Source organism: Mesorhizobium sp. DCY119, from assembly GCF_003590645.1.
Classification (GTDB): Bacteria; Pseudomonadota; Alphaproteobacteria; order Rhizobiales; family Rhizobiaceae; genus Mesorhizobium_M.
Genome location: NZ_CP031834.1, coordinates 40,670 through 65,703, shown reverse-complemented (window position 1 = coordinate 65,703; position 25,034 = coordinate 40,670). Strand labels below are relative to the sequence as shown.

General features: G+C 62.5%; 21 protein-coding genes. 12 read left to right on the top strand and 9 right to left on the bottom strand.

Annotation, left to right across the window (positions count from 1 at the left end; genetic code table 11):
- The first annotated feature begins 4 nt into the window (after window positions 1-4).
- A complete protein-coding gene (locus DZG07_RS00330) occupies window positions 5-901 on the top strand; it encodes a sigma-70 family RNA polymerase sigma factor (RefSeq protein WP_119813481.1) in 897 nt (298 codons plus the stop codon).
- Between the two features lie 51 nt (window positions 902-952).
- Here the strand turns inward: DZG07_RS00330 and DZG07_RS00325 are convergent, their stop codons facing one another.
- The 8 genes from DZG07_RS00325 to DZG07_RS00290 all read right to left on the bottom strand — a co-directional run bounded on the left by DZG07_RS00325 (window position 953) and on the right by DZG07_RS00290 (window position 9,727).
- A complete protein-coding gene (locus DZG07_RS00325) occupies window positions 953-1,762 on the bottom strand; it encodes a galactosyl transferase (RefSeq protein WP_119813480.1) in 810 nt (269 codons plus the stop codon).
- Between the two features lie 43 nt (window positions 1,763-1,805).
- Window positions 1,806-2,813 (bottom strand): polysaccharide pyruvyl transferase family protein, encoded by a 1,008-nt coding sequence (locus DZG07_RS00320; protein ID WP_119821252.1) that lies wholly within the window; start codon window positions 2,811-2,813, stop codon window positions 1,806-1,808.
- 60 nt (window positions 2,814-2,873) lie between these two features.
- The gene (locus DZG07_RS00315; protein WP_119813479.1) at window positions 2,874-4,358 is read right to left on the bottom strand and encodes a lipopolysaccharide biosynthesis protein; all 1,485 of its coding nucleotides are present in this window, start codon (window positions 4,356-4,358) and stop codon (window positions 2,874-2,876) included.
- A 667-nt stretch (window positions 4,359-5,025) separates the two neighbouring features.
- Window positions 5,026-6,666: a calcium-binding protein gene (locus tag DZG07_RS24315; protein WP_162931521.1), complete on the bottom strand. Its 1,641-nt coding sequence runs from the start codon at window positions 6,664-6,666 to the stop codon at window positions 5,026-5,028.
- A gap of 175 nt (window positions 6,667-6,841) precedes the next feature.
- Entirely contained in the window at window positions 6,842-7,138 is a 297-nt protein-coding gene (locus tag DZG07_RS00305; RefSeq protein WP_119813477.1) for a DUF982 domain-containing protein, read from the bottom strand.
- A gap of 143 nt (window positions 7,139-7,281) precedes the next feature.
- Entirely contained in the window at window positions 7,282-7,524 is a 243-nt protein-coding gene (locus DZG07_RS00300) for a hypothetical protein (RefSeq protein WP_119813476.1), read from the bottom strand.
- A 30-nt stretch (window positions 7,525-7,554) separates the two neighbouring features.
- Complete coding sequence (locus DZG07_RS00295; RefSeq protein ID WP_119813475.1) at window positions 7,555-8,721, bottom strand: hypothetical protein; 1,167 nt, start codon at window positions 8,719-8,721, stop codon at window positions 7,555-7,557.
- Window positions 8,722-8,749: 28 nt separating this feature from the next.
- Entirely contained in the window at window positions 8,750-9,727 is a 978-nt protein-coding gene (locus tag DZG07_RS00290) for an aldo/keto reductase (protein ID WP_119813474.1), read from the bottom strand.
- A 207-nt stretch (window positions 9,728-9,934) separates the two neighbouring features.
- On the opposite strand from DZG07_RS00290, the gene DZG07_RS00285 reads away from it, so the two are divergent.
- The 9 genes from DZG07_RS00285 to DZG07_RS00245 all read left to right on the top strand — a co-directional run bounded on the left by DZG07_RS00285 (window position 9,935) and on the right by DZG07_RS00245 (window position 19,937).
- Window positions 9,935-10,966 carry a GntR family transcriptional regulator gene (locus DZG07_RS00285; protein ID WP_091917426.1) on the top strand — a complete coding sequence of 344 codons (1,032 nt, stop codon included), beginning with the start codon at window positions 9,935-9,937 and terminating at the stop codon, window positions 10,964-10,966.
- A 36-nt stretch (window positions 10,967-11,002) separates the two neighbouring features.
- Complete coding sequence (locus DZG07_RS00280; RefSeq protein WP_119813473.1) at window positions 11,003-12,538, top strand: ABC transporter substrate-binding protein; 1,536 nt, start codon at window positions 11,003-11,005, stop codon at window positions 12,536-12,538.
- Window positions 12,539-12,607: 69 nt separating this feature from the next.
- Entirely contained in the window at window positions 12,608-13,783 is a 1,176-nt protein-coding gene (locus DZG07_RS00275) for a Xaa-Pro peptidase family protein (protein ID WP_119821250.1), read from the top strand.
- Between the two features lie 49 nt (window positions 13,784-13,832).
- Window positions 13,833-14,813, top strand: coding sequence for an ABC transporter permease (locus DZG07_RS00270; protein WP_119813472.1), 981 nt, complete (start codon window positions 13,833-13,835; stop codon window positions 14,811-14,813).
- Window positions 14,814-14,818: 5 nt separating this feature from the next.
- Window positions 14,819-15,673 (top strand): nickel transporter permease, encoded by an 855-nt coding sequence (gene nikC / locus DZG07_RS00265; RefSeq protein ID WP_119813471.1) that lies wholly within the window; start codon window positions 14,819-14,821, stop codon window positions 15,671-15,673.
- 18 nt (window positions 15,674-15,691) lie between these two features.
- Window positions 15,692-16,636 carry a succinylglutamate desuccinylase/aspartoacylase family protein gene (locus tag DZG07_RS00260; RefSeq protein WP_119813470.1) on the top strand — a complete coding sequence of 315 codons (945 nt, stop codon included), beginning with the start codon at window positions 15,692-15,694 and terminating at the stop codon, window positions 16,634-16,636.
- Window positions 16,637-16,700: 64 nt separating this feature from the next.
- Window positions 16,701-17,705, top strand: a complete 1,005-nt coding sequence (locus tag DZG07_RS00255) for an ABC transporter ATP-binding protein (protein ID WP_119813469.1) — start codon at window positions 16,701-16,703, stop codon at window positions 17,703-17,705.
- Window positions 17,695-18,669, top strand: a complete 975-nt coding sequence (locus DZG07_RS00250) for an oligopeptide/dipeptide ABC transporter ATP-binding protein (RefSeq protein ID WP_091917432.1) — start codon at window positions 17,695-17,697, stop codon at window positions 18,667-18,669. The genes DZG07_RS00255 and DZG07_RS00250 overlap by 11 nt, the downstream gene beginning before the upstream one ends.
- Window positions 18,670-18,692: 23 nt before the next feature.
- On the top strand, window positions 18,693-19,937 hold the full coding sequence (locus DZG07_RS00245; RefSeq protein WP_119813468.1) for an amidohydrolase family protein: 1,245 nt from the start codon (window positions 18,693-18,695) through the stop codon (window positions 19,935-19,937).
- A gap of 72 nt (window positions 19,938-20,009) precedes the next feature.
- Here the strand turns inward: DZG07_RS00245 and DZG07_RS00240 are convergent, their stop codons facing one another.
- Entirely contained in the window at window positions 20,010-20,630 is a 621-nt protein-coding gene (locus DZG07_RS00240; RefSeq protein WP_119813467.1) for a TetR family transcriptional regulator, read from the bottom strand.
- 85 nt (window positions 20,631-20,715) lie between these two features.
- Between DZG07_RS00240 and DZG07_RS00235 the strand changes: the two genes are divergently transcribed.
- The gene (locus DZG07_RS00235; protein WP_091917435.1) at window positions 20,716-21,873 is read left to right on the top strand and encodes an efflux RND transporter periplasmic adaptor subunit; all 1,158 of its coding nucleotides are present in this window, start codon (window positions 20,716-20,718) and stop codon (window positions 21,871-21,873) included.
- Window positions 21,873-25,028, top strand: a complete 3,156-nt coding sequence (locus DZG07_RS00230) for an efflux RND transporter permease subunit (RefSeq protein ID WP_119813466.1) — start codon at window positions 21,873-21,875, stop codon at window positions 25,026-25,028. The genes DZG07_RS00235 and DZG07_RS00230 overlap by 1 nt, the downstream gene beginning before the upstream one ends.
- Window positions 25,029-25,034: the final 6 nt, after the last annotated feature.

Genomic DNA, 25,034 nt, shown 5'->3' with positions numbered 1-25,034 from the left:
CGCAATGAGCTCAACACCGCAGAAACTGGACCGGCCGGCTTTCGAGGCCATGCTGGTCGACCTACGCCCCCGGCTGCATCGCTACTGCGCCCGCATGGCGGGTTCCGTGATCGACGGCGAGGATGTCGTGCAGGAGGTGCTTGCGAAGGCGCTTCAGGCGTTCGACGGTAATGTCACGGTCGAGCAGCCGGAGCAGTGGCTGTTTCGCGTCGCCCACAATGCCGCCCATGACTATCTGCGCCGACGCACCCGGGAAAGATCGCGCATGAGCGAGGCCGATACATCCATGATCGAGGACCCGTCTGCTGCCGCCGACAGCCGGCATATCGCCCAGATAGGCCTTCGCACTTTCATGCATCTCTCCGCGCAGCAGCGCAGCGCCGTGATCCTGGTCGACGTGCTCGGCCTCAGCCTGCATGAAGCCTGTGAGGCGACCGGCGCGACGCTTGCCGCAACGAAAGCGGCATTGCATCGCGGGCGGGCACAGCTTCGCCTGCTGGCGCAGGAACCGGAAGAGGTCGTCAAGCCGACGCTGGGCGCCGAAGACGAGCGACGCCTTCGCCGCTATGTCGACCTGTTCAACGCGCGCGACTTCGACGCGGTGCGGGCGCTGGTCGGCGAGGATATCCAGCTTGAAGTCGTCAACCGCACCCGCATGCGCGGCAAGGCGCAGGTGTCGAACTATTACGGCAATTACAGCCGCGCCGACGACTGGGCCCTGTCGCTCGGCTTCGTCGATGGCCGGCCGGCCATCCTCATCCGCGATCCGCAGGCGCCGGATGCCGGTGTGCGCGGCTTCATGCTGCTTGAATGGCTCGGCGAAAACGTCGCGAACATCCGCGATTTCCGCTACGCGACCTATGTTCTGGCCGACGCGGATATCCAGCCGCTTGACGGCTGACCCGTAGCCAGCGCCTGAGTGAGCCATCCAGCCCGGTCCGGCGCCTTTGCGCTAGATGCGCTGGCCGAAAAAATCGCGCTTTGCGGTCTCGTCGACCAGCCGGAGCTTGCCCAGATTGCGCAGCAGACGGCGGGGCCGCTTGAGCGCTTCCCAGCTCAGGAAGTATTTGACCAGGATGCCGGGCGCCTTGCTGTGCGAACCCGCATGGGCGACGCGGTAGACGGCGCCACGGAACGGCAGCGTTCCCAATGGCGTGCCGCGCTGCGCGAGGATGTCGGCGATGCGGACATGGCTGCCCAGCATCGTCTTGATCCAGTCGAGCGAGGCATCCTCGAAGCTTTCCGGCAGGCCATAGAGATCCGAGCGGACGATCAATGACGTTCCGCAGAGATGGTTGAACTCGTCATACCCCAGCAGCAGTTTGCCGCCATCGTCCCAGATATAGCCGCGGTCGATCGCCCATCCGTTCGCGTTGGGATTCTCCGACGCATATTGGACGATGCCGGCATTCACGAAATCATCGTCGTCGACGATCATGAAGAAGCGGCTGTCGCGCGCGCGCAGCATGCCCATCAGCACCCGGCGCCCCTTGTCGGCGCGGAAGGCATCGTAGACAGCCTCGATGTCGGCCTCGTCGATTTCGTGAAGATTGTTTGGCGGAAACGTCACGCGCTCCACCTCGAAACGCTCCGGCAAATCGGGTAGATCGGCGCCCTCATTCGCCACGATGATGCCGCGCCAATCTCCATTGGTCTGGTTCGAGATCGAGGCCATGGTCTGGGTAAGGTTCGCCTTGAGAAGGCTCCAGTCGCGGGCATTGTCCTGATGGCGGACCGGAATGATGAAGGTGACCGTGGTCATCGGATTTCACCTCCGCGGATATCTGTTCGCGTGACGCACGGCCTCATGCGGCGGCTCCGAGGCCGGCCTGACTGCGCGCCCAGGCGATCCCGTCGTCGAGCGATTCCGCCTTGTAGGACAGGTCCGTCCCGCCGGAGAAAGCGTTCATGAATCGGCGCACCTTGCCGTAGCTGTTGTCGAGGACGGCATGCGGCCGACCGAGGAGCAGCGCGCAGATGTGGACATGCAGGCGGTCGGTGACGATGGCCTGCCCGCGCGAAATCTGCCGGATGCCGCGGCGGAAGCGGTTGTGCGCGGCAGCGTTGAGCTTGGCGCCGCGGATACGCTCGGGATCCAGCGAAACCACTGCCTTCGCCGCACCAAGCGCCTTGGCGATGCGCACCGGGGTGCGGGATTCGCTGATCCAGTCCTCCACGGGAACATCGGGATAGGCGGAAAAATCGTAATTCGAGGCCTTTTCCTGATCCGCCCGCAGCATTGCCAGCACCGGAAATTCGGTTGCGGCCAGCGGCTGGATCGGGCCGATGCCGAACGCCATGTCCGGGCAGAGATGTACGCGGCAATCGAAGTGCTTTTCGGCGAACGCCTTCGATTCCTCGTCGCGCACGAGCAGGACGAAGTTCTTGTGCTTTGCGATCGCCCGCGCCATCCGATCGGCGTGGTCTTGCGACTTGTAATGAATGGACTGCGGCAGTTGCACGACCAGACGGCCGGGCCAGCGCTCCAGGATGCTCTCGCGAAGCTCCTGATGTCCCGACCAGATGTCGCCGAACGTTCCCCCGCCGGTGATGAGAATCGGCCCGGACGGGGCCGCATCGTTCAGCTTCTCGTGCGAGTGGTCCTGCAGCGACGATATGTAGGTGGGCGCCTTGTCGAACCGGGAAGAGAGATAGGCCATCTGACCCAGCCAGATCGCGGAATCGCCGACATTCTTGTAGTCGGGGAAATCGACCATCGCCACCGGCTCGTCGCCGGAGACATAGTCCTTCAGGCAATCGTGGATCATGTCCTGCAATTCGGCGATCAGGACCAGATTTGATTTCGAGCTCATTTTCTCATTCTCCATCTGGCGTGCAAGCCGTGCATGCGGCGGGAAATTGCAGCGTAGCCTTCAAGCGGGGCGAACTTTCGACAGGATTTTGCCAAGGATCTTCTGGATCTCCATCTCGGGGCCGGGCGGTCGCTTCATCAATATCCAGAGCAGCAGGCTCGACCCGCAATACAAAGCGCCCCCCAGCGTCACCAGGAGCGCCAGTTGCTGCACGAGCATCATCTTGTCGGCCGTGTGGCCCAGATAGCGCGCGGCGAGCGTAACACCTGCCGCCATCACCACGACGCTCGCAAGCGCACGCACATTCGCCGAGAGTTGTTTCAGCACCGTGACGCCGATGAAGCGCTTGACGAGGATCATGTTGACGAGCGCGTTGAACAGGCCGGTGAACACGCGGCCGATGACGATGCCCGGAAGTCCGTAGAGCAGCAGGCCGATGACCATGATCGGAACCCGGACCAGCAGCATCTGCGTATCGCGGATGAACAGCAGGCGCGTTTCGCCCTTTGCCATGCCCAGCGGCTGCACCAGCGAGCCCAGCGTCTGGAGCGCGAAGACCGACGCGAGAGACTGGATGACGAACACGATCGGCACCCATTTCTCCCCCAACGCGAGCCTGACCAGCGGATCGGCGACCACCGCGACCCCAATGCCGGCGGGAAGCGCGATCGCGGCGACAAGTGCCTGCACGCGCTGATAGGCGGCGGCGAGGCGCGGTGGATCGTGGCTGATGCTGGAGAAGCCGGGATAGATCGTCTGCGTCAGCGGTGCCGTCGCTTCGCGCGTCGGCATCATGGCGAGGTTGCTGCCGACCGAATAATAGCCGAGCGCCGTCCCGCCGAGCATCTTGCCGACCAGGAGGTAATCAAACCGCCAGTTGAGCGTATTGACGATCTGGCCGGCTGTGAGCCACGCAGAGAAGGAAAAGAATTCCCGCATATGCTGGAAGGTGACCCTCGGCCGGAACGGCAGCACGAGATAGGAGACGATGACGTTCGTCGCCTGTGTCACCAGCGTTCCGATCACCAGCGCCCAATAGCTGTGATAGATCATCGCGATTGCAACTGCGGCGATGAAGCCTGTGAACTTCTGCGAGACGCTGAGGACGAATTCCTGCCAGAAGATCAGGTCGCGCTGAAGCAATATCCGGCGCGGATTGATCAGGCCGCCCATGAACATGCTCAGGCCAAGCGCGAGCATGACGCCGGTAAGCCTCGGCTCTTCGAACAGGACCGACGCCGGATAGGCGCAGACCGCAAAAAGCAGGCAGAGCAGCAATCCGCGCGTGGCGTTGAGCGTCCAGGCGGCACTGAAATGCGATTCGTCGGGAGCCTTGTGGCGAATGAGCGCTTCGGTCAGCGATAGTTCGGTGACGGTGCTGACGATCAGCAGCATCGTCGTGCCCAGCGCGACGACGCCGAAATCGGAAGGCGTCAGGTTCCATGCGAGCACGAAAGTGCTCAGCGTCGCCAGCCCGTTCACGATCGCGCGGGACAGGCTCAGCCACATGCTTCCCTTGATTAGCCGGCCGGTGATGCTCGTCATATGGCGATGGTGGTCCTGGTTGCGCGCACCGCGAATCCGATCTTAAATCGATTGATCCTCTTCAGATCGACAGTCGTGAAAGCGATGTCCGCCGGTATCAAACCGTACTCCAATCAGGATTGAACGCGGCGGCAATCCGCGCGTCGGGTACTCGTGCACTCAGCTGACGGTGCTTGCCGATCACGTCGCTGATCGCGCTGCAGCAATTTAATTGCCGCTATGCTGCACTGCAATAGGCGCGCGATCACGCTTGATTTCAGGCGTTTTCTATCGGGCCAATAGAGGCGAGGTGAGGACGGCGACCAGCTTGTCGTTGGTCGTCGGCCCGGCCTGGCAGGGCGTCTCGCCATGGTTCCGACGGCGGTCAAAGTGTTTTCAGGCCGCAGGTCCACATTGTTGTCATGTAATTGAAAACATGGCTGCATTGCGGGCTGCTCGTCTTCAACAAGTGCGCCGAAACCGGGAATCAAGCGTGCTTCGGTAACAGGATAGACAAGAATTGATCCGACATTTGAAGATGGCCCGCGTCCGATTGTCCCAATCTGTTCGGAGCGGGAACTCGGGGCATGAATCCACCAGATGTCTTGCACGCAGCGCACAATTCGGTCGGGATCGGGCTGTGCCATCGCGCTTGCCACAGCTTCCGATCCCAGGCCGTTTCTGATTTCTACACCACGAAGAAATCCGCGTTGGTCGGCGCAAGGCCGGCGCCGAGCGTTGCAAACTGGACCGCTCCGCCGCCGGCATTGCCGTTTGAATCGTAGGTCAGGGCACCGGTGGTTGGATCGTAGATGATGCGGTCGTCGGCATCTTGCGCGGCCGAGCCGATGTGGAAGGCGTCTGCGACCAATGCGCCGAGCGTGGTAAATGCCGTGAAGATCGCATTCTCAAGGTTGATCGTGTCGTCGAGCACCGAAAAGTCAGTGATGGTGTCGACATTGCTGACGGCATTGAGCGCTGCGTTGAACAGGAAGGTGTCGCTGCCGTCTCCTCCGATCAGCGTGTCGTTGCCGAACCCGCCTGCCAGGGTGTCGTCGCCCGCGCCGCCAGCAAGCGTGTTGATCCCGGTGTTGCCGGTCAGGATGTTGGCAAGGCCGTTGCCGCTGCCGTTCAAATTGCCCGTGCCGGTCAACGTCAGGTTCTCGATGTCGCCCTTGAAGATCGTGGCGTTGGAGAGCGATACCGAATAGCCCGATCTTACCGTGTCGATGCCGCCGGAAGCGACTCCCTGCGAATCGGCAACACTTTCGTCGACGCGGTCATCGATGCTGTCGATGACATAGGTGTCGTTGCCCGACCCTCCATACAGCTTGTCGCCCTCGGCGCCGCCATCGAGGATGTCATTGCCGCTGTCGCCGTAAAGCTTGTCGCGGCCGCTGCCGCCGTCGAGCGTGTCGTTGCCGAGGTCGCCGACGAGCCAGTCATTGCCGCCAAGGCCTTTGAGGATATTGGCTTTCTGGTCTCCCGACAGCGAGTCGCCCGAAGCCGATCCGTCGACATTCTCGATGTTGAGCAAAGCGTCGTCAGGACCGTCGCCGTCATCTGCGCGTCCGGCCCAGAGAGACACCGACACGCCGATGTTGGAATAGCCGTACGTCGCCGTGTCGATGCCGGCGCCGCCGTCAAGCCGGTCGCCGCCGAGGCCACCCTCGAGACTATCGTTTCCGGCCCCGCCATAGAGCTCGTCGTTGCCGTCGCCACCCTTCAGCGTATCGTTGCCGGCTTCGCCGAAGAGACTGTCGTTGCCAGCGCCTCCGGTCAGCGTGTCTTCGCCGTCGCCGCCCCACAGTTGATCGTCGCCGAAGCCGCCGTCGAGAACGTCGGCGCCACCGAGACCGTGGATCACGTCGTTGCCGCCATTGCCACGCAGCAGGTTGTAGCCGTCATTTCCCGAGAGTTCGTCGTTGTAGAAGGAGCCTTCGACCGCCTCGATGCCGGCCAGCCGGTCATGCGTGGTGCCACCGGCAGCCATCGCGGTGCCGGCCACGAGATCGACCGTGATGGCCGCCCCGGAGCGAACATAGTCGGCGGTGTCGAAACCATCGCCGCCGCTCAGCTTGTCGCCGTCTGCATCACCGATCAGCCGGTCCTGACCTGCCCCGCCGACGAGCGTGTCCACGCCGGCATCGCCCCAGAGATCGTCGTCGCCTTCGCCACCCTCCAGCCGGTCGTCGCCATTGCCGCCCTGGATCACGTCATTGCCGTTGAGGCCGACGAGCAGGTCGTTGCCGCCGAACCCCAGGATCTGATCGGGATCGTTGGTGCCGTATAGCGTGTCGTCATTATCGGTGCCGGGAATGTATGCCATGGCGAATATCTCCTCTTGATCTGCGACGCTGTGTGGAGAACCTGGTTGCCTGGGGCTGGCCTTCGGGCCAACGCTGACCGCGAAGTCGCGGATGCTCATGTTCACCACTGTTCCTACACGCGGGGTGTGACAGTTTTTTTGACTGTTCCGTTTCGGCTATTGATGGAGCAGAGCGTCAGGCGCTCAGTCGTCCCCATTCGCGGGCAAGGCTGCTGGCAGCGCGATCGAGCGCTTCCTCTGAAAGGATACCTTTGTTGCGCGCGAAGTTTTCGAACGCCTCGCGCACATCTGCCGCGGTTCTCTCGCCATTGATGGCCTTGCGGCAAACCTCAAGAGCACCGTGATAGTCGAGGTCGGGAATGCCGTTCCATTCGAGCAGGATATCGTAGGCGTCCAATACGGTTTCGACGTCACGGGGAAAGCCAAGGCCGACGAAGATTGACAGCGGCTGGTCGAATTTGTGAGCGATCATGGGCTCGTAACTCCTTGCTTGATGCCGCTGTTTCAGCCGCAGAAGTGGGCGAGACCAAGATTCGCTTCGTCACAAATGAAGAAAGAGCGATGGGTGAACGTGAACACGCAGGCACAGGATTGGGAACAGGATCCGCTATTTCCTCAGGCCAGGCGGCGCGATTTCCCGCGGCCCATCCGGCAATCTTCGGTGAATGAACCGGCAAGGGCCGGATCGCCGGCGAACAGGCGATACTCCGCCTCTGAAATCGCGTAGTAGGCTTCGAATTCAGCCGCCCTGAACGCTTCGTTTATGGGTGTCGAGAGATAGAAGCCTCCGGTCTCGTTATCGATGCCGAGACTGAAAATCTGTGCTCGAAAGACATGGGTATCCGTGAAACGAGGCATGGCTGAATGTATATCAACCCAACTGTTGATTCACAGCGTCCAGTGCTTGGCCAGTGTCCGGGGCGTATGCATGTTGCCGTAGAGATAGGCCCAGAATTCGGAACGTCGCTCGCGGGGCACAGTCTTCCAGACCGCATCGACGGCCATGTCGCCACACCAATAGGCGTAGACGAAAGGCGCGCGCAGGTCGTGGCCGAGGAAGGCCAGCCGCGAGCGCGCTGTGACCTGGTCCTGAAAACCGCCTGTGGCAACAACCGGCACGATTTCGTCAAGCGACTTGCCTTGTGCGTGCATCATCCAGGCGGCATTGCAGCGTAGCGCGCTCCGCAGGCGCTGCAATGCGATGCCGAGTTCGTCCTCCGGGCCTTCAATCCAGTCGAGGAAGGCAAGGCCATTGTCGGCTATGCCTTCGAACAGCGCGCTGCTGGCCGAACTGGTGACCACCTGCGCACCATCCAGCGGCATGCGGCCTTCAGCCGCGTAACGCTCGCGCAGCGCCAGATGCACGAGATGCCCCGGAAACACCTCATGCGTGGCGAGGTGTTTCAGCGCAAAGCGGGTGTAGGGAAAATCGAGGTTCATCAGCACCTTGCGGGCCGGATAGTCGCAATAGGCGGAAAACGGGGTGGCGCGCACGCCCTCCGGCTCCATCCACTGGTCGTCCATTGGGTACATGGTCGCGGTCACCCGCTGGCGGGCCTCAAGCGTCAGCTCGCGCATCGTCTCCAGCACCGCCTCGACCGGCACCCGCACCTTCGCCTCCCACCGCGCCAGGTCTTCCGCCAGTCCGCCGCCGGAAAAGCACATTTCGTCGAGCTTCTCGCGGATCGTCGCGCGATAGCCGTCGAGGACTGCGTCGTTGATCAACTGCGTGTCGACGCGGATCTGCCGGCGGACCCGATCGGCGAAGGAAATTTCTTCCTCGCCGAAGGTGGCGATGAGGGCGAGCAGCGAGTCGATCATCTCCGCCAGATAGTCGCGCCTGAGCGCGCTTTCGGCTTCGCCGTCAAGCCGCTTCTGCAGGGAGGTGAGGGCCTCGACAGCTTCTTGATAGCCGCTCAACGGGCGCGGCTCGACAGGCGCTACCGCCACCGGAATGAGCCCCTCGCGGTCGAGAAAGCCGTCGCTGCGCGGCGTGGCGCGATAGAGTTGATCGATGCCGGCGGTAAGCTCGGCCAGTTCCTTGCCCAGTTTCATGAGACCTCCCGAGTCTTGAATGCCGCCGCTATTGGTGGCCGGCGACGGACTTTGGCTGGTATGGCGCTTCCATCGCGGCGACATCCTCCTCGCTCAGCTTCACCTCCAGTGCTGCGATGGCATCGTCGAACTGGTGCAGCTTGGAGATGCCGACGATGGGCGCGGTGATGCCAGGCCGGCTGGCGACCCAGGCGTAGGCGATCTGCGCCGGCGGCCGGCCATGCCGCTCAGCAACCTTGCGGACGGCGGCGATCACTGCCTCGTCCTGCTCCCTCGAGCGATCGTAAAGCGCGCCGGCCGTCTTGTCGGTCTGCGCCCGCGGGGAGCTGGCCGCATCGCCGGTCCGTCCGGCAAGCCGTCCGCGGGCAAGCGGGCTCCATGGGATGACACCGACACCCTCCGAGCGGCACAGCGGCAGCATTTCGCGCTCTTCCTCGCGATACATCAGATTGTAGTGTGGCTGCATCGACACGAAAGGCGCCCAGCCATTGGCGCGCTGCATGCCGAGCGCCTTCATGAACTGCCAGGCATGCATGGACGAGGCGCCGAGATAGCGCACCTTGCCGATACGAACGACGTCGTCGAGCGCATCGAGCGTCTCCTCCAGCGGTGTTTCGTAGTCGAAGCGGTGCAGCTGATAGAGGTCGATATAGTCGGTGCCAAGGCGCTTGAGGCTGCCATCGACGGCCTCGAAGATGTGCTTGCGCGACAGGCCGCGGTCGTTGGGGTCATTACTCATCGGATTGTAGAGCTTGGTTGCCAGCACGAGCTTGTGACGCGGCTGGCCTGCCAGCACGCGGCCGACCACCTCTTCGCCTGCGCCCAGCGAATACATGTCGGCCATGTCGAAGAAGTTGATGCCCAGTTCGACCGCCTTGTCGATGATCGGTCGCGATCCGGCTTCGTCCAGCACCCAGGGTGCCCAGTCGGGTGAACCAAAAGTCATGCAGCCCAAAGCCAGGCGCGACACTTTGAGGCCGGTTCGACCTAGGTTGATATATTCCACTAGAACACCCTTCTTGCAGTCATAAGCTCGCCTTCGGCCATAAGGAAATCGTGGCCTATGGCGTCGTTTCAGCCCAAAAAGCCTTATTTCCTCGGGCATAACTGCATAGAATTTCGGCGAATGCAAACCGTGTTCAAAAAAATCCCAGACCCTATTGCGCTCAGAAAATCAGGTGTTACGGTTAGGTGTACTGAACTGGTAGAACACATGTTTCCCATTGACGCCTCCAGTATCGACAAGTCGCTGCCCGTGCCGGTGGGCACGCAGCTCCATGGCCTGCTGAGCTATACGCTTGCCTTTGGCGACATGCCCTACGGCACCAAGCTGCAGTCCGTTCGCCAGCTCGCAGCCGAGCTCGGCATTGCGCCTATGACCGTCAGTCTGGTCTATCAGCAGCTGCGCGATGCGGGCCTGATCGAGATGCGCCAGGGGCTTGGTGCCTTCACCACCCGCGATCCGCGCATGCAGTCGGACGACAAGCTGCCGATCAACGCGCTGCGCAGCGACATCGAGGCGATCATTGCCAAGGCCGAGGCCCTGGGTGTGTCGCCGATGGCGCTGGTCTCGATGATCAACGCCCGCGCGCAGCTGCGTCGCCCGGGTGCCGCTCTGTCGATTGTCTTCGTCTGCATATTCGAGGGTCCGGGGCGCGACTATGTCGAGCAAATCCGCCCCAAGCTGGGCGCCGGCGATACCGTGCAGCTTGTGACGCTCGATAGTCTGAGCAATCCCGGCCCGGAGCGGGAAGCCTGCATAAAGGCCGATCTGGTCCTCACCTTTCTTCATCGCGAGGCAGAGGTGCGATCGCTGGTTGGCGCGGCCAACATATTGAGCCTTCGCTTTATCCCGTCGCAGCGCACCCGGCAGAACCTCGCAGGCCTCGATCCGCGCGCCCGCGTTGCCGCCGTCACCCATTTTCAGGAATACATCGCGATCATGCGTCCCAGCGTGCGCGAGTTCGCGCCGCATGTCTCGGATATCCGGGTGACATGGTCGTCCGCGCCGGATTTGCGCGAGATCATCGCCGGTTGCGACACTGTGATCTATGCCTCCGGCGCCGACCATGTCGCCGACCTGGTGCCGACCAATGTGTCCTGTTTCGAATACCGCCACGCGCCCGATCCGGGCGCGCTGGAAAATGCGCTGATCCCGCATCTCGCCGAGCTTCGGCAGATGAAGATCGCGCAGGACGCCGGCTCTCAGCCCGGCGCGCCATCGGCAATGCCGGTCATTGCCTGAAAGCCGTCTCGCAAAACAAAAAAAGGGGAACAAACAATGAAGAAACTTCTATTGACCACCAGTGCAGTTCTGGCTCTGGCGTTGGCTGCGATCCAGCCGTCGATGGCCCAGGATGGCAAAGCCATCGTCATCGGCACCGACGTCGATGCCGGCACCCTCGATCCGCGTCTTGCCCGCGATACCACGGCCGCCCGCGTCGGCGATCTTATCTATGCCGGTCTGGTCCACATCACGCCGAAGCTCGAGCCGGTGCCGGACCTTGCCGAGAGCTGGGAGAACCCGGATCCGCAGACCTTCATCTTCAAGCTGCGGCCCGATCTCAAATTCTCCGACGGTTCGCCGCTGACCGCCGACGATGTGGTCTTCACCTATACCACCATCATCGATCCGGCCTTCAATGCGCCGCAGCGTGCGCTGTACTCGCCGATCAAGGCTGTCGAAGCCGTCGATCCGCAGACCGTCAAGTTCACGCTGAGCGCGCCCTATGCGCCGCTGCTGAGCTATCTCGACATCGGCATCGTGCCCAAGAAGCTGGTCGAGGGTGGCGCGGACATCGCCCTCAAGCCGGTCGGCGCCGGCCCGATGAAGCTTGCCTCGTGGAACCGTGGCAGCGAGATCGTGCTTGAGGCCAACGAAAATTACTGGCGTGATGCCGGTAAAGTCGAAAAGGCCACCGTCAAGATCATCGGCGACAATTCTGCCCGCGCGCAGGCTTTCGAAGCCGGCGACCTGGACGTCATCCAGTCGCCGCTGTCGCCGCAGGATATCGAGCGGCTCAAGGCCGACGATCGCTTCGGCAATGTCATCACGGCCGGGCTGGGCGTGAACTATCTCAACTTCAACACCAAGGACCCGCTTCTGGCCGACCCGAAGATGCGCCAAGCCTTCTCGATGCTGGTGGACCAGCAGACGATCGTCAACGACATCTATCACGGCGTCGATCAGGTCGCGCATTCGATCATCCTGCCATCGTCCTGGGCCTATTCGGACAAGATTTCGCAGCCCGGTTTCGACGTGCAGGGCGCGGTCGCCCTGTTCAACGAGATGGGCTGGAAGGACAGCAACGGCGACGGCATCCTCGACAAGGACGGCAAGCCGCTGGAGGTGACGCTCTCCACCCACAGCGAAGACCCCAACCGCGTCCAGACCATCGAATTCATGCAGGCGATGTTCCAGCAGGCCGGCGTGAAGGCGGACGCCAAGATCAGCGACTGGCCGTCCTTCTCGACCAATTACGTGCAAAAGAGCCAGCACCAGATCGCACTGCTCGGCTGGCTCAACATCGTCGATCCCGACCGGCTGATGTTTGCCCAGCTGACGACGGGCGGCTCGACCAACTGGGGCGGCTACTCCAATCCGGAAGTCGACAAGCTCCTGCAGGCCGGGCGCTCGACGCTCGATCAGGCCGGACGCGCCAAATTTTACCAGGATGCAGCAACCATCCTGGCCAAGGACCTGCCTTACTTCATCGTCTCGGCGCAGGGCTACCAGCTGTTCTACTCGAAGAAGCTGGGCGAGGTGCAGGCGACGCCACGCGGCAACATGCGCGGGCTGATCGGGCTTGCCGATTGAGCGATGACACCCGCGGTCGGCATCAGCCTTGATGCCGACCGGCTTTTCCAGTTTCCAGCGAGATCAGCGATGGCCTTTCATCAAGTCCTCAGCCACGAATACTATGCCAAGGTGCATGCGGACATCCGCGGCCACATGGAGGAAGCCGGCATTGACCTGCTGCTGCTCGATTCCAACGACGATGTGATCTACACGACTGGCTTTTCGCACTACACGACCGAACGCCCCGTCGTCTTTGCCATCACCCGAACCGGCGCATTCCTGCTGTTGCCCGAACTCGAGCGCAGCCACGCCGCGCATCAGAACATTGCCGCCGAACCGATCGTCTATTTCGAGTTTCCGGGCGTCGACCGACCCTTCAGCGTTCTGGGCCGAGCTTTTCCCGACATGAAAGGCACGGTTGCCTACAGCCACGCCATTTCGCTGGCCCGTGTCGGGCAGATCGAGGCGGCCTTTCCCAATGCTGCCCGCGTGATCCCGTCCGACATCGTCCAGAAGATGCGGCTGATCAAATATCCCGAGGAGATCGTGCTGCACCGGGAAGCCGCGCGGATTTCCGACGAGATGGTCACTGCAGGCGTCGGCCTCATCGCTGAGGCCATGCGTAAGGGTGGCACGCTGCCGAGCGAAATCGAGATCGAATCCTTCGTTTCGCGCCATGCCATGAAGATCATGCATGAGGACCATGCCGACGTGATGCTGGTGCAAGGACTGGCGAGCGGGCTGGTCTATTCCGGGGCACGTTCCGCCTTTCCGCATGGCATGCCTACCGGCAATCCGGTGAAGCGCGGAGAAAGCATCATCCTGTCGCTCGGCTGCCGCGTCGGCGGACGTGCTGCCGAAAGCGAGCGGACTCTGTTCATCGGCGAGCCGACCGCGCAACAGCAGGACCACTATGCCGTCGCGTTCGAGGCTCAGCGGATGGCTACCGCTGCACTGATTGCCGGTCACACCTGTGCTTCCGCCGACAATCTGGCGCTGGCCTATATCCGCGACAGCGGCATGAGCGACTATCTGCTCCACCGCGTCGGCCACGGCATGGGCGTGATGTTCCACGAGCCGCCCTGGGTCGAGGCGGGCGACCAGACCATCCTGACGCCCGGCATGATCACCTCCAGTGAACCGGCGATCTTCGTGCCCGATTTTGCCGGATATCGCATCGCCGACACCGTCCTGATCACCGCGGAAGGGCCAGACTCCATGACCCATTATCCGCGCAGGATCGAAGACGTCGTGATCGGCTGACCGGGATGATCGCCGTCCTTCAACCGACCAACCAAGGGGAGCCGACGACATGATCGCCTATGTAGTCCGCCGGCTGCTGATGCTGATCCCGATGGCCATCGGCATGGTCATCGTCACCTTTGGCCTGCTGCTGCTCATCCCCGGCGACCCGGCAGCCGTTCTTTTGGGACAGGACGCCACGCCGGAGGCCATCGTCAATCTGCGTAATAGCCTGGGCCTGAACGATCCCTGGTATATCCGCCTGTGGGACTATTTCGTCGCACTGCTGCATGGCGATATGGGCCGCTCCATCTTCCAGAACCAGCCAGTGTCGGAAATCATCCTCGGCCGCCTCGGTCCGACGATCGAACTCGCCGTCGTCTCTCTCCTGCTGGCCGCGATCATCGGGCTCACGCTTGGCGTCTATGCCGCGATCCGCCAGGGCTCGTGGGTCGACACCGTCACCATGCTTTTCGCCCAGATCGGCGTTTCGATGCCGGTCTACTGGCTCGGCCTGCTGCTGATGCTTCTGTTTGCGGTGAAGCTGGGTTGGCTGCCGGCGATCGGTCGGGGCGTGCCACTGCATGAGGCCTTGTTTGCCGCTTTCAGCGGCCGGCCGCAGGTGCTCTGGGATTCGCTTAGCCACATTGCCTTGCCGGCACTGGCGCTGGCCGCCAATTCGGCCGCCATCATTTCCCGGCTGGTGCGCGCATCGATGCTGGAAGTCCTGCGCGAGGATTTTGTTCGTACCGCCTACGCCAAGGGATTGCGCCGCCACCGTGTCGTCGTCCGCCATGCCCTGCGCAATGCGCTTCTGCCGGTGCTGAGCGTCATCGGCCTGCGCTTCGGGGCGCTGCTGGGTGGTGCGGTCCTGACCGAGAGCATCTTCGCCTGGCCGGGGCTTGGCCAGTTGACCATCGCGGCCATATCGCAACGCGACCTGCCGCTCATTCAGGGCATCGTGCTGACCTTCGCCATCATCTTTGCGCTGGTCAATCTGGTGGTCGATCTCCTCTACGCCGCGGTCGATCCGCGCATCCGCCTGAGCTGACCGTCATGCGCATCCCCAAACCCCTCAGGAACACGTCTTTCGTCGTCGGCGCGGTGATCTCGCTCGTCGTCATCCTGTGCGCCGTCTTTGCTCCCTATGTCGCAACCCATGGCGTCGAGCAGATGGATATGCGCAACCGCTTTGCCGGTCCGTCGCTTGATCATTGGCTCGGCACCGACAATTTCGGCCGCGATCTCTGGTCCCGCACCGTTTTCGGCGCGCGCGTGTCGCTGACCATCGCCGTGATCTCGGTGTTCTGTTCGACGCTCATCGGCACGGTGGTCGGTCTGGTCGCCGGCTATTTCGGCGGCTGGGTCGATCAGGTGTTGATGCGCATCACCGATATCTTCCTGGGCTTCCCGGCGATCGTGCTGGCGTTGGCCATTGTCGCGGTGCTCGGCCCCGGCGTGCTGAATGTCTCCATCGCCATCATCGTCGTCGCATGGACCGAATATGCCCGCGTCGTGCGCTCGACCACGCTGGTGTTGCGCGAGCAGAACTATGTGCAGGCGGCACGCGCACTCGGTGCCAGTCCGGCGCGCATTCTGTTCAGGGAAATCCTGCCCAACGCATTGGGGCCGATCATCGTGCTTGCCTCGCTGGGGCTTGGCACGGCCATCATCGCGGAATCGGCGCTGAGCTTCCTCGGTTTCGGCCTGCCGCCGCCCACGCCGACCTGGGGCTGGACGCTGTCTTACGGCACCAAGTTCATGCGCGATGCGCCCTGGCTCTCCATCATCGCCGGTGCGGCCATCATGATCACCGTGCTCGGCTTCAATCTCCTCGGCGACGGGCTGAGGGACATTCTCGATCCACGCCAGCTTTCGCGTGGCGAGGCAAAGGCCGGCAAGGCCAAATAACACTGAAGGAATAATCGTATGGTCAAGTCGATTAACCAGCTTCGTCCGAAGTTCACCACCCACGCCGACGGCAGCGACGCCGTCCTGTTCATGCACGAACTGGTGGGCGAGCAGGATGGTCCCACCATCGGCATTTCGGCCTCGATCCACGGTAACGAGAACACCGGCTCGCAGGCTATCCTGGAGCTCTTCCGCATCCTCATGGACACGCCGCTCAAGGGCCGCATCCTGTTGCTGCCGGTCGCCAACCCTCATGCCTTTGCCGTCAACGAGCGCTTCTCCACCATCGACAAGGTTGACTTGAACCGCCAGTTCCCCGGCAATCCCAAGGGCACCTACAGCCAGCAACTGGCCCATGCGCTGACCGAGCGGTTTCTCAACGTCATTGACGTGCATATCGACCTTCATTCCGGCACCGACCGCCCGACCGTCGACTATGTCTATATCTGGAATGACGAGAAACTTTCGCGCGCCTTCGGCTCCAAGCTGCTCTATCGCCCGGTTGACAACAAGCAGGGCACCGTGTTCGGCGGCACCACCAAGACTGTGACCATCGACACGCGCAACATCCCGGTTGCCGTGATCGAGCTGGGCGGCGGCATCGTCGACCAGACGCCGTACCTGAAGCGCACGGTCGATGGCGTGCTCAACATGCTGCGCACCGCTGGAGCCATTCCGGGCGACCCGTGGCAGAACCCGAAGCAGATCGTGGTCAACGAACTGGCCGGCATTCGCCCGACCCAGGCAGGCTGGCTCGAACCGCTGGCTCCGGCCAATGGCGAGGTCATCAAGGGCGGCCAGCTGCTCGGCCGCGTCGTCAGCCCATACAGCTTCGAAGTGCTGGAGGAAATCCCGACACCCTTCGAAAACGGCGTGATGATCATGCAGCATTTGACGCGCAACCTCGTTGCCAGCGGCGACTATGGCTTCATGGTCGGCAACCTCGAAGGCGCGACCGACTGAACCTACGGCAGGCACCGGCATCGCGGCTTTCCGGCTGCGGTGCCCTCGCAGGGAAAAGACAACGATGAGTGCTGCACCCAACGCGACAACAGCGCCGGTCCTCGCGGTCCAGGATCTCGAAATCCGGATTCGCGGGGCGAACGGTTCGTTCGCGGTCGTTTCCGACATGAACTTCTCGGTTCATACCGGCGAAACGCTGTGCATCGTCGGCGAAAGCGGCTGCGGCAAATCCATGACGGCGCTGTCGCTGCTGCGCCTGCTTCCCGATGCGGCGGAGGTGGCTTCCGGCAAGATCCTGATCGACGGCGTGGATTTCCTGGCAATGGGCCAGCGGCAGGTCGAGGATATGCGCGGTGAGCAGATCGCCATGATCTTCCAGGAGCCGCTGACGGCACTCAATCCGGTTCTCAGGATCGGCGAGCAGATTGCCGAAGCTGTGCGGCAGCATCGCAACGTTAGCCGCAAACAAGCCTATGAACGCGCCATCGAGGCGCTGCAACTGGTGCAGATGCCCGATCCGCGCCGCAGGGCAGGGCAGTTCCCGCACGAACTGTCGGGTGGCATGCGCCAGCGCGCCATGATCGCCCTGGCTCTGGCCTGCGATCCCAAGATCATCATCGCGGACGAACCCACGACGGCGCTCGACGTCACCATTCAGGCGCAGATATTGGGGCTGATTTCCGACCTGCAGAAGCGCCTAGGCACGGCGCAGATTTTGATCACGCACGATCTCGGCGTGGTTTCCGAAGTCGCCGACCGGGTGATCGTCATGTATGCCGGCCGCAAGGTCGAGGAAGCCAGCATCTACGATCTCTTCGACCGGCCGCTCCATCCCTATACGATCGGCCTGATGGGCGCCGTGCCGCGCGCGGGCGCGTCGAGCGAAGAAGACGACCGCCTCGCCGACATCTCCGGCACCGTGCCGCCGTTGTGGGATTTGCCCAAGGGTTGTGCCTTCGCGCCGCGTTGCCCGAATGCCTCTGCGCGCTGTCTCGAAGAACGTCCGCCATTCGAAGAAAAGCGCCCCGGCCATTGGGCCGCCTGCTGGGAGCACGCCGATGCAGCCTGATAGCGCCCCGCTTCTCAGCGTCGACAATCTCGCCGTCCATTTCCCTATCCGCGCCGGCGTGTTTCAGCGCCAGGTCGGTTCGGTCAAGGCGGTTGACGGTGTCAGCTTCACCCTTGGCCGTGGCGAAACGCTCAGCCTCGTGGGCGAAAGCGGCTGCGGCAAGTCAACGACCGGCCTTGCGCTCATGGGGCTGGTCAAGCCGACCGGCGGAACCGTGCATTTCGATGGCCAGGAGATCAAAAGCTTCGGTCGCGCGGCGCTCAAGAGCTACCGCAAGCGCATGCAGATCGTGTTCCAGGATCCGTTCTCCTCGCTCAACCCGCGCCAGCGCGTCCGCGATATCATCCGCGCCCCGCTCGACATCCACAATGTCGGAACCATGGAGGAGAGGCGCTCCACCGTCACTGAGCTCATGCAGCGGGTGGGCCTGCGCCCCGACCAAGCCGACAATTTCGCGCATCAGTTCTCGGGCGGTCAGCGCCAGCGTATCGGCATCGCCCGCGCGCTTGCGCTCAAGCCTGATATCATCGTCTGCGACGAGCCTGTCTCGGCACTCGACGTGTCCGTTCAGGCGCAGATCCTCAACCTGCTCAGCGATCTGCAACGTGACCTCGGCGTATCCTATCTCGCCGTGTCGCACGATCTTGGCGTCGTCGAATACATCTCCCACCGCGTGGCGGTGATGTATCTGGGGCGCATCGTCGAGATAGCTCCCAAGAAACGCATCTTTGCAGCGCCGGTCCATCCCTACACCGAACTGCTGATGAGCTCGGCGCCATCGATGGACCCGCGCAAGCGCCACAAGTTCAGCGCCAGCAATGACGACATCCCCAGCGCCACCCGCAAACCCTCCGGCTGCGCCTTCCACACCCGCTGCGCGCTGGCGACGGAAGTCTGCCGCACTGTCGAGCCGGCGCTGACCGAGCGGGAAGGCGGCCAGCTGGTCGCCTGCCACAACAAGTAACCTCAAGCCCTTCGGAATTTGCCATGACGCAGAGCACTCTTTTCACCGGCGGCCGCCTTCTCGATCCGGAAGCAGGCGTGCTGCGCGACGGCATCGATGTACTGGTCACCGGCGACAGGATCGCCGCTGTCGGCTCGTCCATCCACGCACCATCCGACACGACCGAAATCGCCCTTGGCGGCCGCACCATCATGCCGGGGCTGATCGACTGCCACGTCCATGTCGTCGCCGAAACGCTCGACCTCTGGGCCAACATGACGGCACCGTCATCGTTGGCTGCACTGCGCTCGGCGCGCGTGATGAACGAGGCGCTGATGCGAGGCTTCACCACGCTGCGCGATCTCGGTGGCGCCGACTACGGCCTCGTGCGCGCGGTCAATGAAGGGCTGATTGTCGGCCCGCGTCTGGTCATCTGCGGCAAGGGCCTGACCACGACCGGCGGCCATGCCGACCTGCGCACCCGCACCGACGATCGGCCCGGCCTGTTCTCCGACCGCGTCGGCTCGATGGGATTGATCGTCGATGGCGTCGACAATGTCCGCGCCGCCTGCCGCACCATGATCAAGGAAGGTGCGAATTTCATCAAGGTCATGGCCAATGGCGGCGTCTCCTCGCCGAACGATCCGATCCATTCCATCCAGTATTCGCGCGACGAAATCCTGGCTATGGTCGAGGAAGCCGACAATGCCGGCCTCTATGTCTCGGCGCATGTCTACACCGACAAGTCGATCGGCCGCTGCGTCGAGCTTGGCGTCCATTCGCTCGAGCATTGCAATCTGATCGAGCCCGAGACTGCGCGTCTCGCTGCCGAGAAGGGTTGCATCGCCGTGCCGACACTGGTTGCCTATGACGCGCTGGCGCTGGAAGGCAAGGCGTTGGGCCTGGGCGCTGCCGAGTTCGCCAAGATCGACATCGTGCGCAATGGCGGCCTGCGGTCGCTCGAAATCATGCGCGATGCCGGCCTGCCCATGGCCTTCGGCTCCGACCTGCTCGGCCAGCTGCGCAAATATCACTGCATGGAATTCGAGATTCTCGCCAAGGTGCTGACGCCCGCCGAGATCATTCGCTCTGCAACCGTCATCGGCGCAAGACTCTGTCGCCTGGAAGGAGAGGCCGGCGTCATCGCAACGGGTGCCGCCGCCGACCTTCTGGTGGTCGATGGCGATCCTCTGTCCGACATCAGCCTGCTGCAGGGCGACGGCGCACACATGTCCGTCATCATGGCGCGTGGCCGGATGGCCAGGAATGGGCTGCGAGTCTCGGCTTGACAGGAGTGCTCTGGCGAACCTCACAGGGTCAGCGGCCTGCTTCGGGAAGCACTCAACGACCCGAAGCGCAAATCACCTTGGGCTGACGCCAAAGCAATTCAGGAGACACCGCAGCGAGCACCGAACGGATTTGGCGAACTCCGAATTGAAATCGTAGCGCAGCCAATCGTTCAGCATGCCCGATATGAAGCAATGAAACATGGTCGACGCCGACTTGGCGTCCCAGCCGTTCGCCAACTCACCTCTTGATTCGGCCAGTTCGAATGCTCGGTCGAACACAGCCGCCATCGTGTCGTGAAGAGAGCGCTGCCAAACGAGGGCCTCCTGCATCTCACCGACATATTCGCAGCGCGTCACAATAATTTGATAGACCTTGCGGGTGTGCTCGTCTTCCTCGAACAGCCTGATAATCTCGAAGGCGCGTTCCTCGATAAAGCTGAGAGGATCGGTCGAGGTTTCTTCGATCTGCGTTTCCAGCAGTGCGCTGTGAAGCGAGCGCACACGGTCCGTCATCGCGTTGAAAAGCTGCTGTTTGTTGGAGAAATGCCAGTAGATCGCCCCACGCGTCAGCCCGGCCTCATGGGCGATGCGTTCCAGCGAAGCCCGCGACACGCCCATGTCAAGAAACACCGTCTCGGCGGCATCAACAATATGTTGCCGCGTCTCTTCCGACTCCGATTTCGTGCGTCGCATGATTTCGGCCTCCCTTTACATACATTTCTGTTTGTATATATGTTGCACCGCAATATAGCGACCCCTTCCGTTGACCTGGTGCATCATGAAATTGTTGTCCTCCACTGCTCGAACCATAGCCGTCCTGGCTGTCAGCACCAGTCTTCTAACGGCAGTGCCCAATATTTCCTCGGCCCAGCAAGCCGGTGCGCCCCCGCCGCCCTCGGTCGAGGTCACGACCGTTGCCGCGCGGGAGGTGCCGCTCGATTACACCTATGCCGGCCGTGTCTCCGCCTTCCGTGAAGTCGAAGTCCGTGCCCAGGTCGGTGGTATCCTGAAAGAACGAGCCTATGTGGAAGGCGCCCGGGTGAAAGCCGGCGACGTCCTCTTCCGCATCGACCCGGCCAGCTTCGAGGCAGAAGCCGCGCGTGCCTCGGCGCAGTTGCAGACAGCCCAGGCGCAGCTTTCCCAGGCCAAGCGCGATCAGCAGCGGGCCTCCGAACTGCTCGATCGCAAGGTGGGCACGCAAAAGACCTTTGATGACGCGAAATCCGCCGTGGAACTGGCGCAGGCCGCCGTCGCGGTGGCAGCAGCCCAGGTGAAGACTGCCCAGATCAACCTCGACCACGCCACGGTGCGGGCGCCCATCGACGGCGTCACCAGCCTCGATGTCGTGCCGGAAGGCAGCCTGATCGGCACCGGCGGCAGCGACAGCCTGCTGACCCGGATCACCCGTCTCGACCCCGTCTACGTCAACTTCTCCTACGCCAGCGAAGATGCAGCGGAAATCCGGCGCATCATCGACCAGAATGGTTTGGATGACGGCAGGCTCTCGGCCTCGATCGTTTTCGGCGACGGCACTGCACTCGACCGCAAGGGCGTGATCGACTTCACCGCGCCGAGCCTTGACACCCAGACAGGAACGATGCGGGTTCGCGCCGTCTTCGACAATCCCGACTCCCGCCTGATCCCGGGCCAGTTCGTCCGCATCAGGATTGGCGGCCTGACGGTGCCTTCGGCCATTGTCGTGCCGGAGGTGGCTGTCATGCAGGGGCCGGACGGCAAGTTCGTCTATACCGTCGACGATAGCCAGACCGCGGCCATGCAGCCGATTACGACAGGCCGGTCCGTCGAAGATGGATGGATTGTCACCGATGGCCTGAAAGCGGGCGACCGCATCGTCACCAGCGGCGTCATCAAGGTGCGTCCCGGCACGCGCGTCGCAGCCACCAAGTCCATACTCCAGACAGCCCAGGCCGAGTAATGAACCATCGTTTCTTCATCGACCGGCCGGTCTTTGCGGCGGTCATATCGATCGTCATCGTGCTGGCCGGCGTTGTCGCCATGCGCGTGCTACCGATCGCGCAATATCCGGAATTGACGCCGCCGCAGGTCGTGGTGTCGGCGACCTATCCGGGCGCCAGCGCCGAGGTCCTGACGCAAACCGTTGCTGCTCCCCTGGAGGAGCAGATCAACGGCGTCGAAAACATGCTTTACATGCAGTCGGTCAATTCGGGCTCCGGCACGATGCAATTGACCGTAACCTTCGCTACGGGCACGGACGCCGACCAGGCCACTATCAATGTCAACAACCGCGTGCAGCGTGCTGTTTCGTCCCTGCCGCAGGAGGTCCAGCGTCTGGGCGTCTCGGTCAAAAAACAATCGAGTTCGATCCTGGCGGTCATCTCGCTCAATTCATCGAATGCCCAGTATGATTCCGTCTATCTTGCCAACTACGCGCTGCTCAACGTCATCGACGAACTGAAGCGGACACCCGGCATCGGTGATGCGAGCCTGTTCAGCCGCGAGAACTATTCGATGCGCGTTTGGCTGAGGCCGGACAAGCTCGCGCAATACAATCTGACCACCACAGACGTCGCTACGGCCATAAGCGAGCAGAATGCTCAATATTCGGCCGGTCGCGTCGGTGATCCGCCGACGCAGAACAAGCTCTCCTTCTCCTATGCTGTGACGACTGACGGACGCCTGCCCGATGCGGAAGCATTCGGCAATATCATTCTGCGCGCCGATGAAAATGCCGCCACGCTGCGCCTCAAGGACGTTGCGCGCATAGAACTTGGCGCCCAGGACTACAGCTTCCGAGCCATACAGGCGGGTAAGCCTACGGTTCCGATCGGCATCTACCTGCAACCGGGCGCCAACGCGCTCAACACGATGGCGGCGGTTGAAGCACGCCTTGACGAATTGGCGACACGGTTTCCCGATGGGGTCACCTACGAAATTCCCTACGACACGACGCTGTTCGTACAGGAATCCATCAATGAAGTCATAAAGACCTTCATCGAAGCGCTCGTCCTCGTCGTGGTCGTGGTCTTCGTCTTCCTGCAGAACTGGCGGGCAACGATCATCCCGCTCATCGCCGTCCCAGTCTCCATCCTCGGCACCTTCGCGGGCATGTACCTGCTCGGCTTCTCGATCAACATGCTCACGCTGTTCGGTCTCGTCCTGGCCATCGGCATCGTCGTCGACGATGCCATCGTGGTGCTGGAGAATGTCGAGCGCATCATGACGACCGAGAAGCTTCCACCGCGCGAAGCTGCCATCAAGGCGATGGGTGAGGTGACCGGGCCTGTCATCGCCATCGTCCTGGTGCTGGTCTCCGTCTTCGTGCCGGTCGCGTTCATGGGCGGTCTTGCCGGCGAAATGTACCGCCAGTTCGCCATCACCATCGCCGTCTCGGTGACGCTCTCCGGTGTCGTTGCACTGACACTGACGCCCGCCCTTTGCGCGATCCTGCTCAAGGCGGGCCACCATGAGCCGTGGGCGCCGTTCCGCTGGTTCAACCGCGCTTTCGATAGCCTCACCTCGGCCTACACGGCAGGTGTCCGCTTCTTCCTGAAGCGCGCGCTTCTTGCCCTCACGCTGTTTGCCATCATGGTCGGCGCGATGGCACATCTGTTCAACACGCTGCCGAGTGCGCTGGTGCCGAACGAGGATCAGGGTGTAATCCTTGCCGTCGGCATCCTGCCACCAGCCGCCGCGCTCTCGCGCACCAATGAGGTGATGTCGACTGTCAGCGACAACGTCATGCAGAACCCGGCGGTCGAGAACGTGCTGGCTTTTTCCGGCTACGACCTGCTGGCCGGCTCGCAATCGCCGAGCGCTGGTGCTGCCTTCATCAAGCTGAAGGACTGGTCGGAACGCAAGGCCCCGGAACTCGACGCGCGTGTCTTGCCCGGAGCGGTCATGGGCATGAACGCCGGCATACAGGACGGCATGGTTCTCGCCTTCAACCCACCGCCGATCCAGGGGCTGAGCACGACCGGCGGCTTTGAGCTATACGTGCAGGACCGGACAGGCGCGGGCCCCCAGGCTCTCATGAACGCGACGCAGCAGGTCGTTGCCGCTGCTGCGGAACATCCCGAACTCGCCAATGTGCGCACGACGATGTCGATGAATGTGCCGCAGTACAAGATCGACGTCGATCGCGAAAAGGCGACCGCGCTTGGCGTGCCGCTCTCGTCGATCTTCTCGACGATGCAGGCGACCTTCGGCAATGTCTATGTCAATGACTTCACGCTCTACGGCCGCAACTTCCAGGTCAAGCTGCAGTCGGAGGCTAACTTCCGCGAAAAGCCCGAGGACCTGAGCCAGATCTTCGTACGCTCGCAAACCAGCAGTGCAATGATCCCGCTCGACAGCCTGGTAGAGGTCAAGCGCGTGATCGGTCCTGATCTTCTCGAGCGCTTCAACAACTTCCCGGCCGCCAAGATCATGGGCGATCCTGCCCCCGGCTATTCGTCGGGTCAGGCATTGCAGGCGATCCAGAAGGTCGCGGCCACTGCCCTGCCGGAAGGCTACACCGTTGCCTGGACCGGCACGGCCTATCAGGAGATCGAAACCGGCGGCACCGGCATGCAGGCGCTGCTCTTCGGCATCGTCATGGTGTTCCTGATCCTTGCCGCCCAGTATGAGCGCTGGTCGCTTCCGCTTGCCGTCATCCTTGCGGTGCCGTTCGCATTGTTCGGAGCATTGGTGGCGATCTGGCTGCGGGGCTTAAGCAACGACGTCTACTTCCAGATCGGCCTTGTTACGCTCATCGGCCTCGCAGCGAAAAACGCCATCCTGATCGTCGAGTTCGCGGTGCTGAAGCGGCAGGAAGGTCTCAGTGCCTTCGACGCCGCGATCGAGGCTGCGCGCCTGCGTTTCCGTCCGATCATCATGACCTCGCTTGCCTTCATCCTGGGCGTGCTGCCGCTGGCGATCAGCACGGGAGCGGGCTCGGCCAGCCGTCACTCGATCGGCACCGGCGTCATCGGCGGAATGCTCGCGGCAACGTTCCTTGCCATCTTCCTCATTCCGCTGTTCTTCAAGCTGATCGGCGGCCGGGACAAGAAGGGGGTTGTCGCACCGCAGCCAGTCGGCGGCGGGCATGAGGTGGGGGCAAGCATCCAATGACCGGGC

Excerpts from the sequence above, each read along its gene's own strand:
- DZG07_RS00330 (WP_119813481.1), top strand. The coding sequence starts at position 5 with ATGAGCTCAACACCGCAGAAACTGGACCGGCCGGCTTTCGAGGCCATG.
- DZG07_RS00325 (WP_119813480.1), bottom strand. The coding sequence starts at position 1,762 with ATGACCACGGTCACCTTCATCATTCCGGTCCGCCATCAGGACAATGCC.
- DZG07_RS00320 (WP_119821252.1), bottom strand. The coding sequence starts at position 2,813 with ATGAGCTCGAAATCAAATCTGGTCCTGATCGCCGAATTGCAGGACATG.
- DZG07_RS00315 (WP_119813479.1), bottom strand. The coding sequence starts at position 4,358 with ATGACGAGCATCACCGGCCGGCTAATCAAGGGAAGCATGTGGCTGAGC.
- DZG07_RS24315 (WP_162931521.1), bottom strand. The coding sequence starts at position 6,666 with ATGGCATACATTCCCGGCACCGATAATGACGACACGCTATACGGCACC.
- DZG07_RS00305 (WP_119813477.1), bottom strand. The coding sequence starts at position 7,138 with ATGATCGCTCACAAATTCGACCAGCCGCTGTCAATCTTCGTCGGCCTT.
- DZG07_RS00300 (WP_119813476.1), bottom strand. The coding sequence starts at position 7,524 with ATGCCTCGTTTCACGGATACCCATGTCTTTCGAGCACAGATTTTCAGT.
- DZG07_RS00295 (WP_119813475.1), bottom strand. The coding sequence starts at position 8,721 with ATGAAACTGGGCAAGGAACTGGCCGAGCTTACCGCCGGCATCGATCAA.
- DZG07_RS00285 (WP_091917426.1), top strand. The coding sequence starts at position 9,935 with ATGTTTCCCATTGACGCCTCCAGTATCGACAAGTCGCTGCCCGTGCCG.
- DZG07_RS00280 (WP_119813473.1), top strand. The coding sequence starts at position 11,003 with ATGAAGAAACTTCTATTGACCACCAGTGCAGTTCTGGCTCTGGCGTTG.
- DZG07_RS00275 (WP_119821250.1), top strand. The coding sequence starts at position 12,608 with ATGGCCTTTCATCAAGTCCTCAGCCACGAATACTATGCCAAGGTGCAT.
- DZG07_RS00270 (WP_119813472.1), top strand. The coding sequence starts at position 13,833 with ATGATCGCCTATGTAGTCCGCCGGCTGCTGATGCTGATCCCGATGGCC.
- nikC (WP_119813471.1), top strand. The coding sequence starts at position 14,819 with ATGCGCATCCCCAAACCCCTCAGGAACACGTCTTTCGTCGTCGGCGCG.
- DZG07_RS00260 (WP_119813470.1), top strand. The coding sequence starts at position 15,692 with ATGGTCAAGTCGATTAACCAGCTTCGTCCGAAGTTCACCACCCACGCC.
- DZG07_RS00255 (WP_119813469.1), top strand. The coding sequence starts at position 16,701 with ATGAGTGCTGCACCCAACGCGACAACAGCGCCGGTCCTCGCGGTCCAG.
- DZG07_RS00250 (WP_091917432.1), top strand. The coding sequence starts at position 17,695 with ATGCAGCCTGATAGCGCCCCGCTTCTCAGCGTCGACAATCTCGCCGTC.
- DZG07_RS00245 (WP_119813468.1), top strand. The coding sequence starts at position 18,693 with ATGACGCAGAGCACTCTTTTCACCGGCGGCCGCCTTCTCGATCCGGAA.
- DZG07_RS00240 (WP_119813467.1), bottom strand. The coding sequence starts at position 20,630 with ATGCGACGCACGAAATCGGAGTCGGAAGAGACGCGGCAACATATTGTT.
- DZG07_RS00235 (WP_091917435.1), top strand. The coding sequence starts at position 20,716 with ATGAAATTGTTGTCCTCCACTGCTCGAACCATAGCCGTCCTGGCTGTC.
- DZG07_RS00230 (WP_119813466.1), top strand. The coding sequence starts at position 21,873 with ATGAACCATCGTTTCTTCATCGACCGGCCGGTCTTTGCGGCGGTCATA.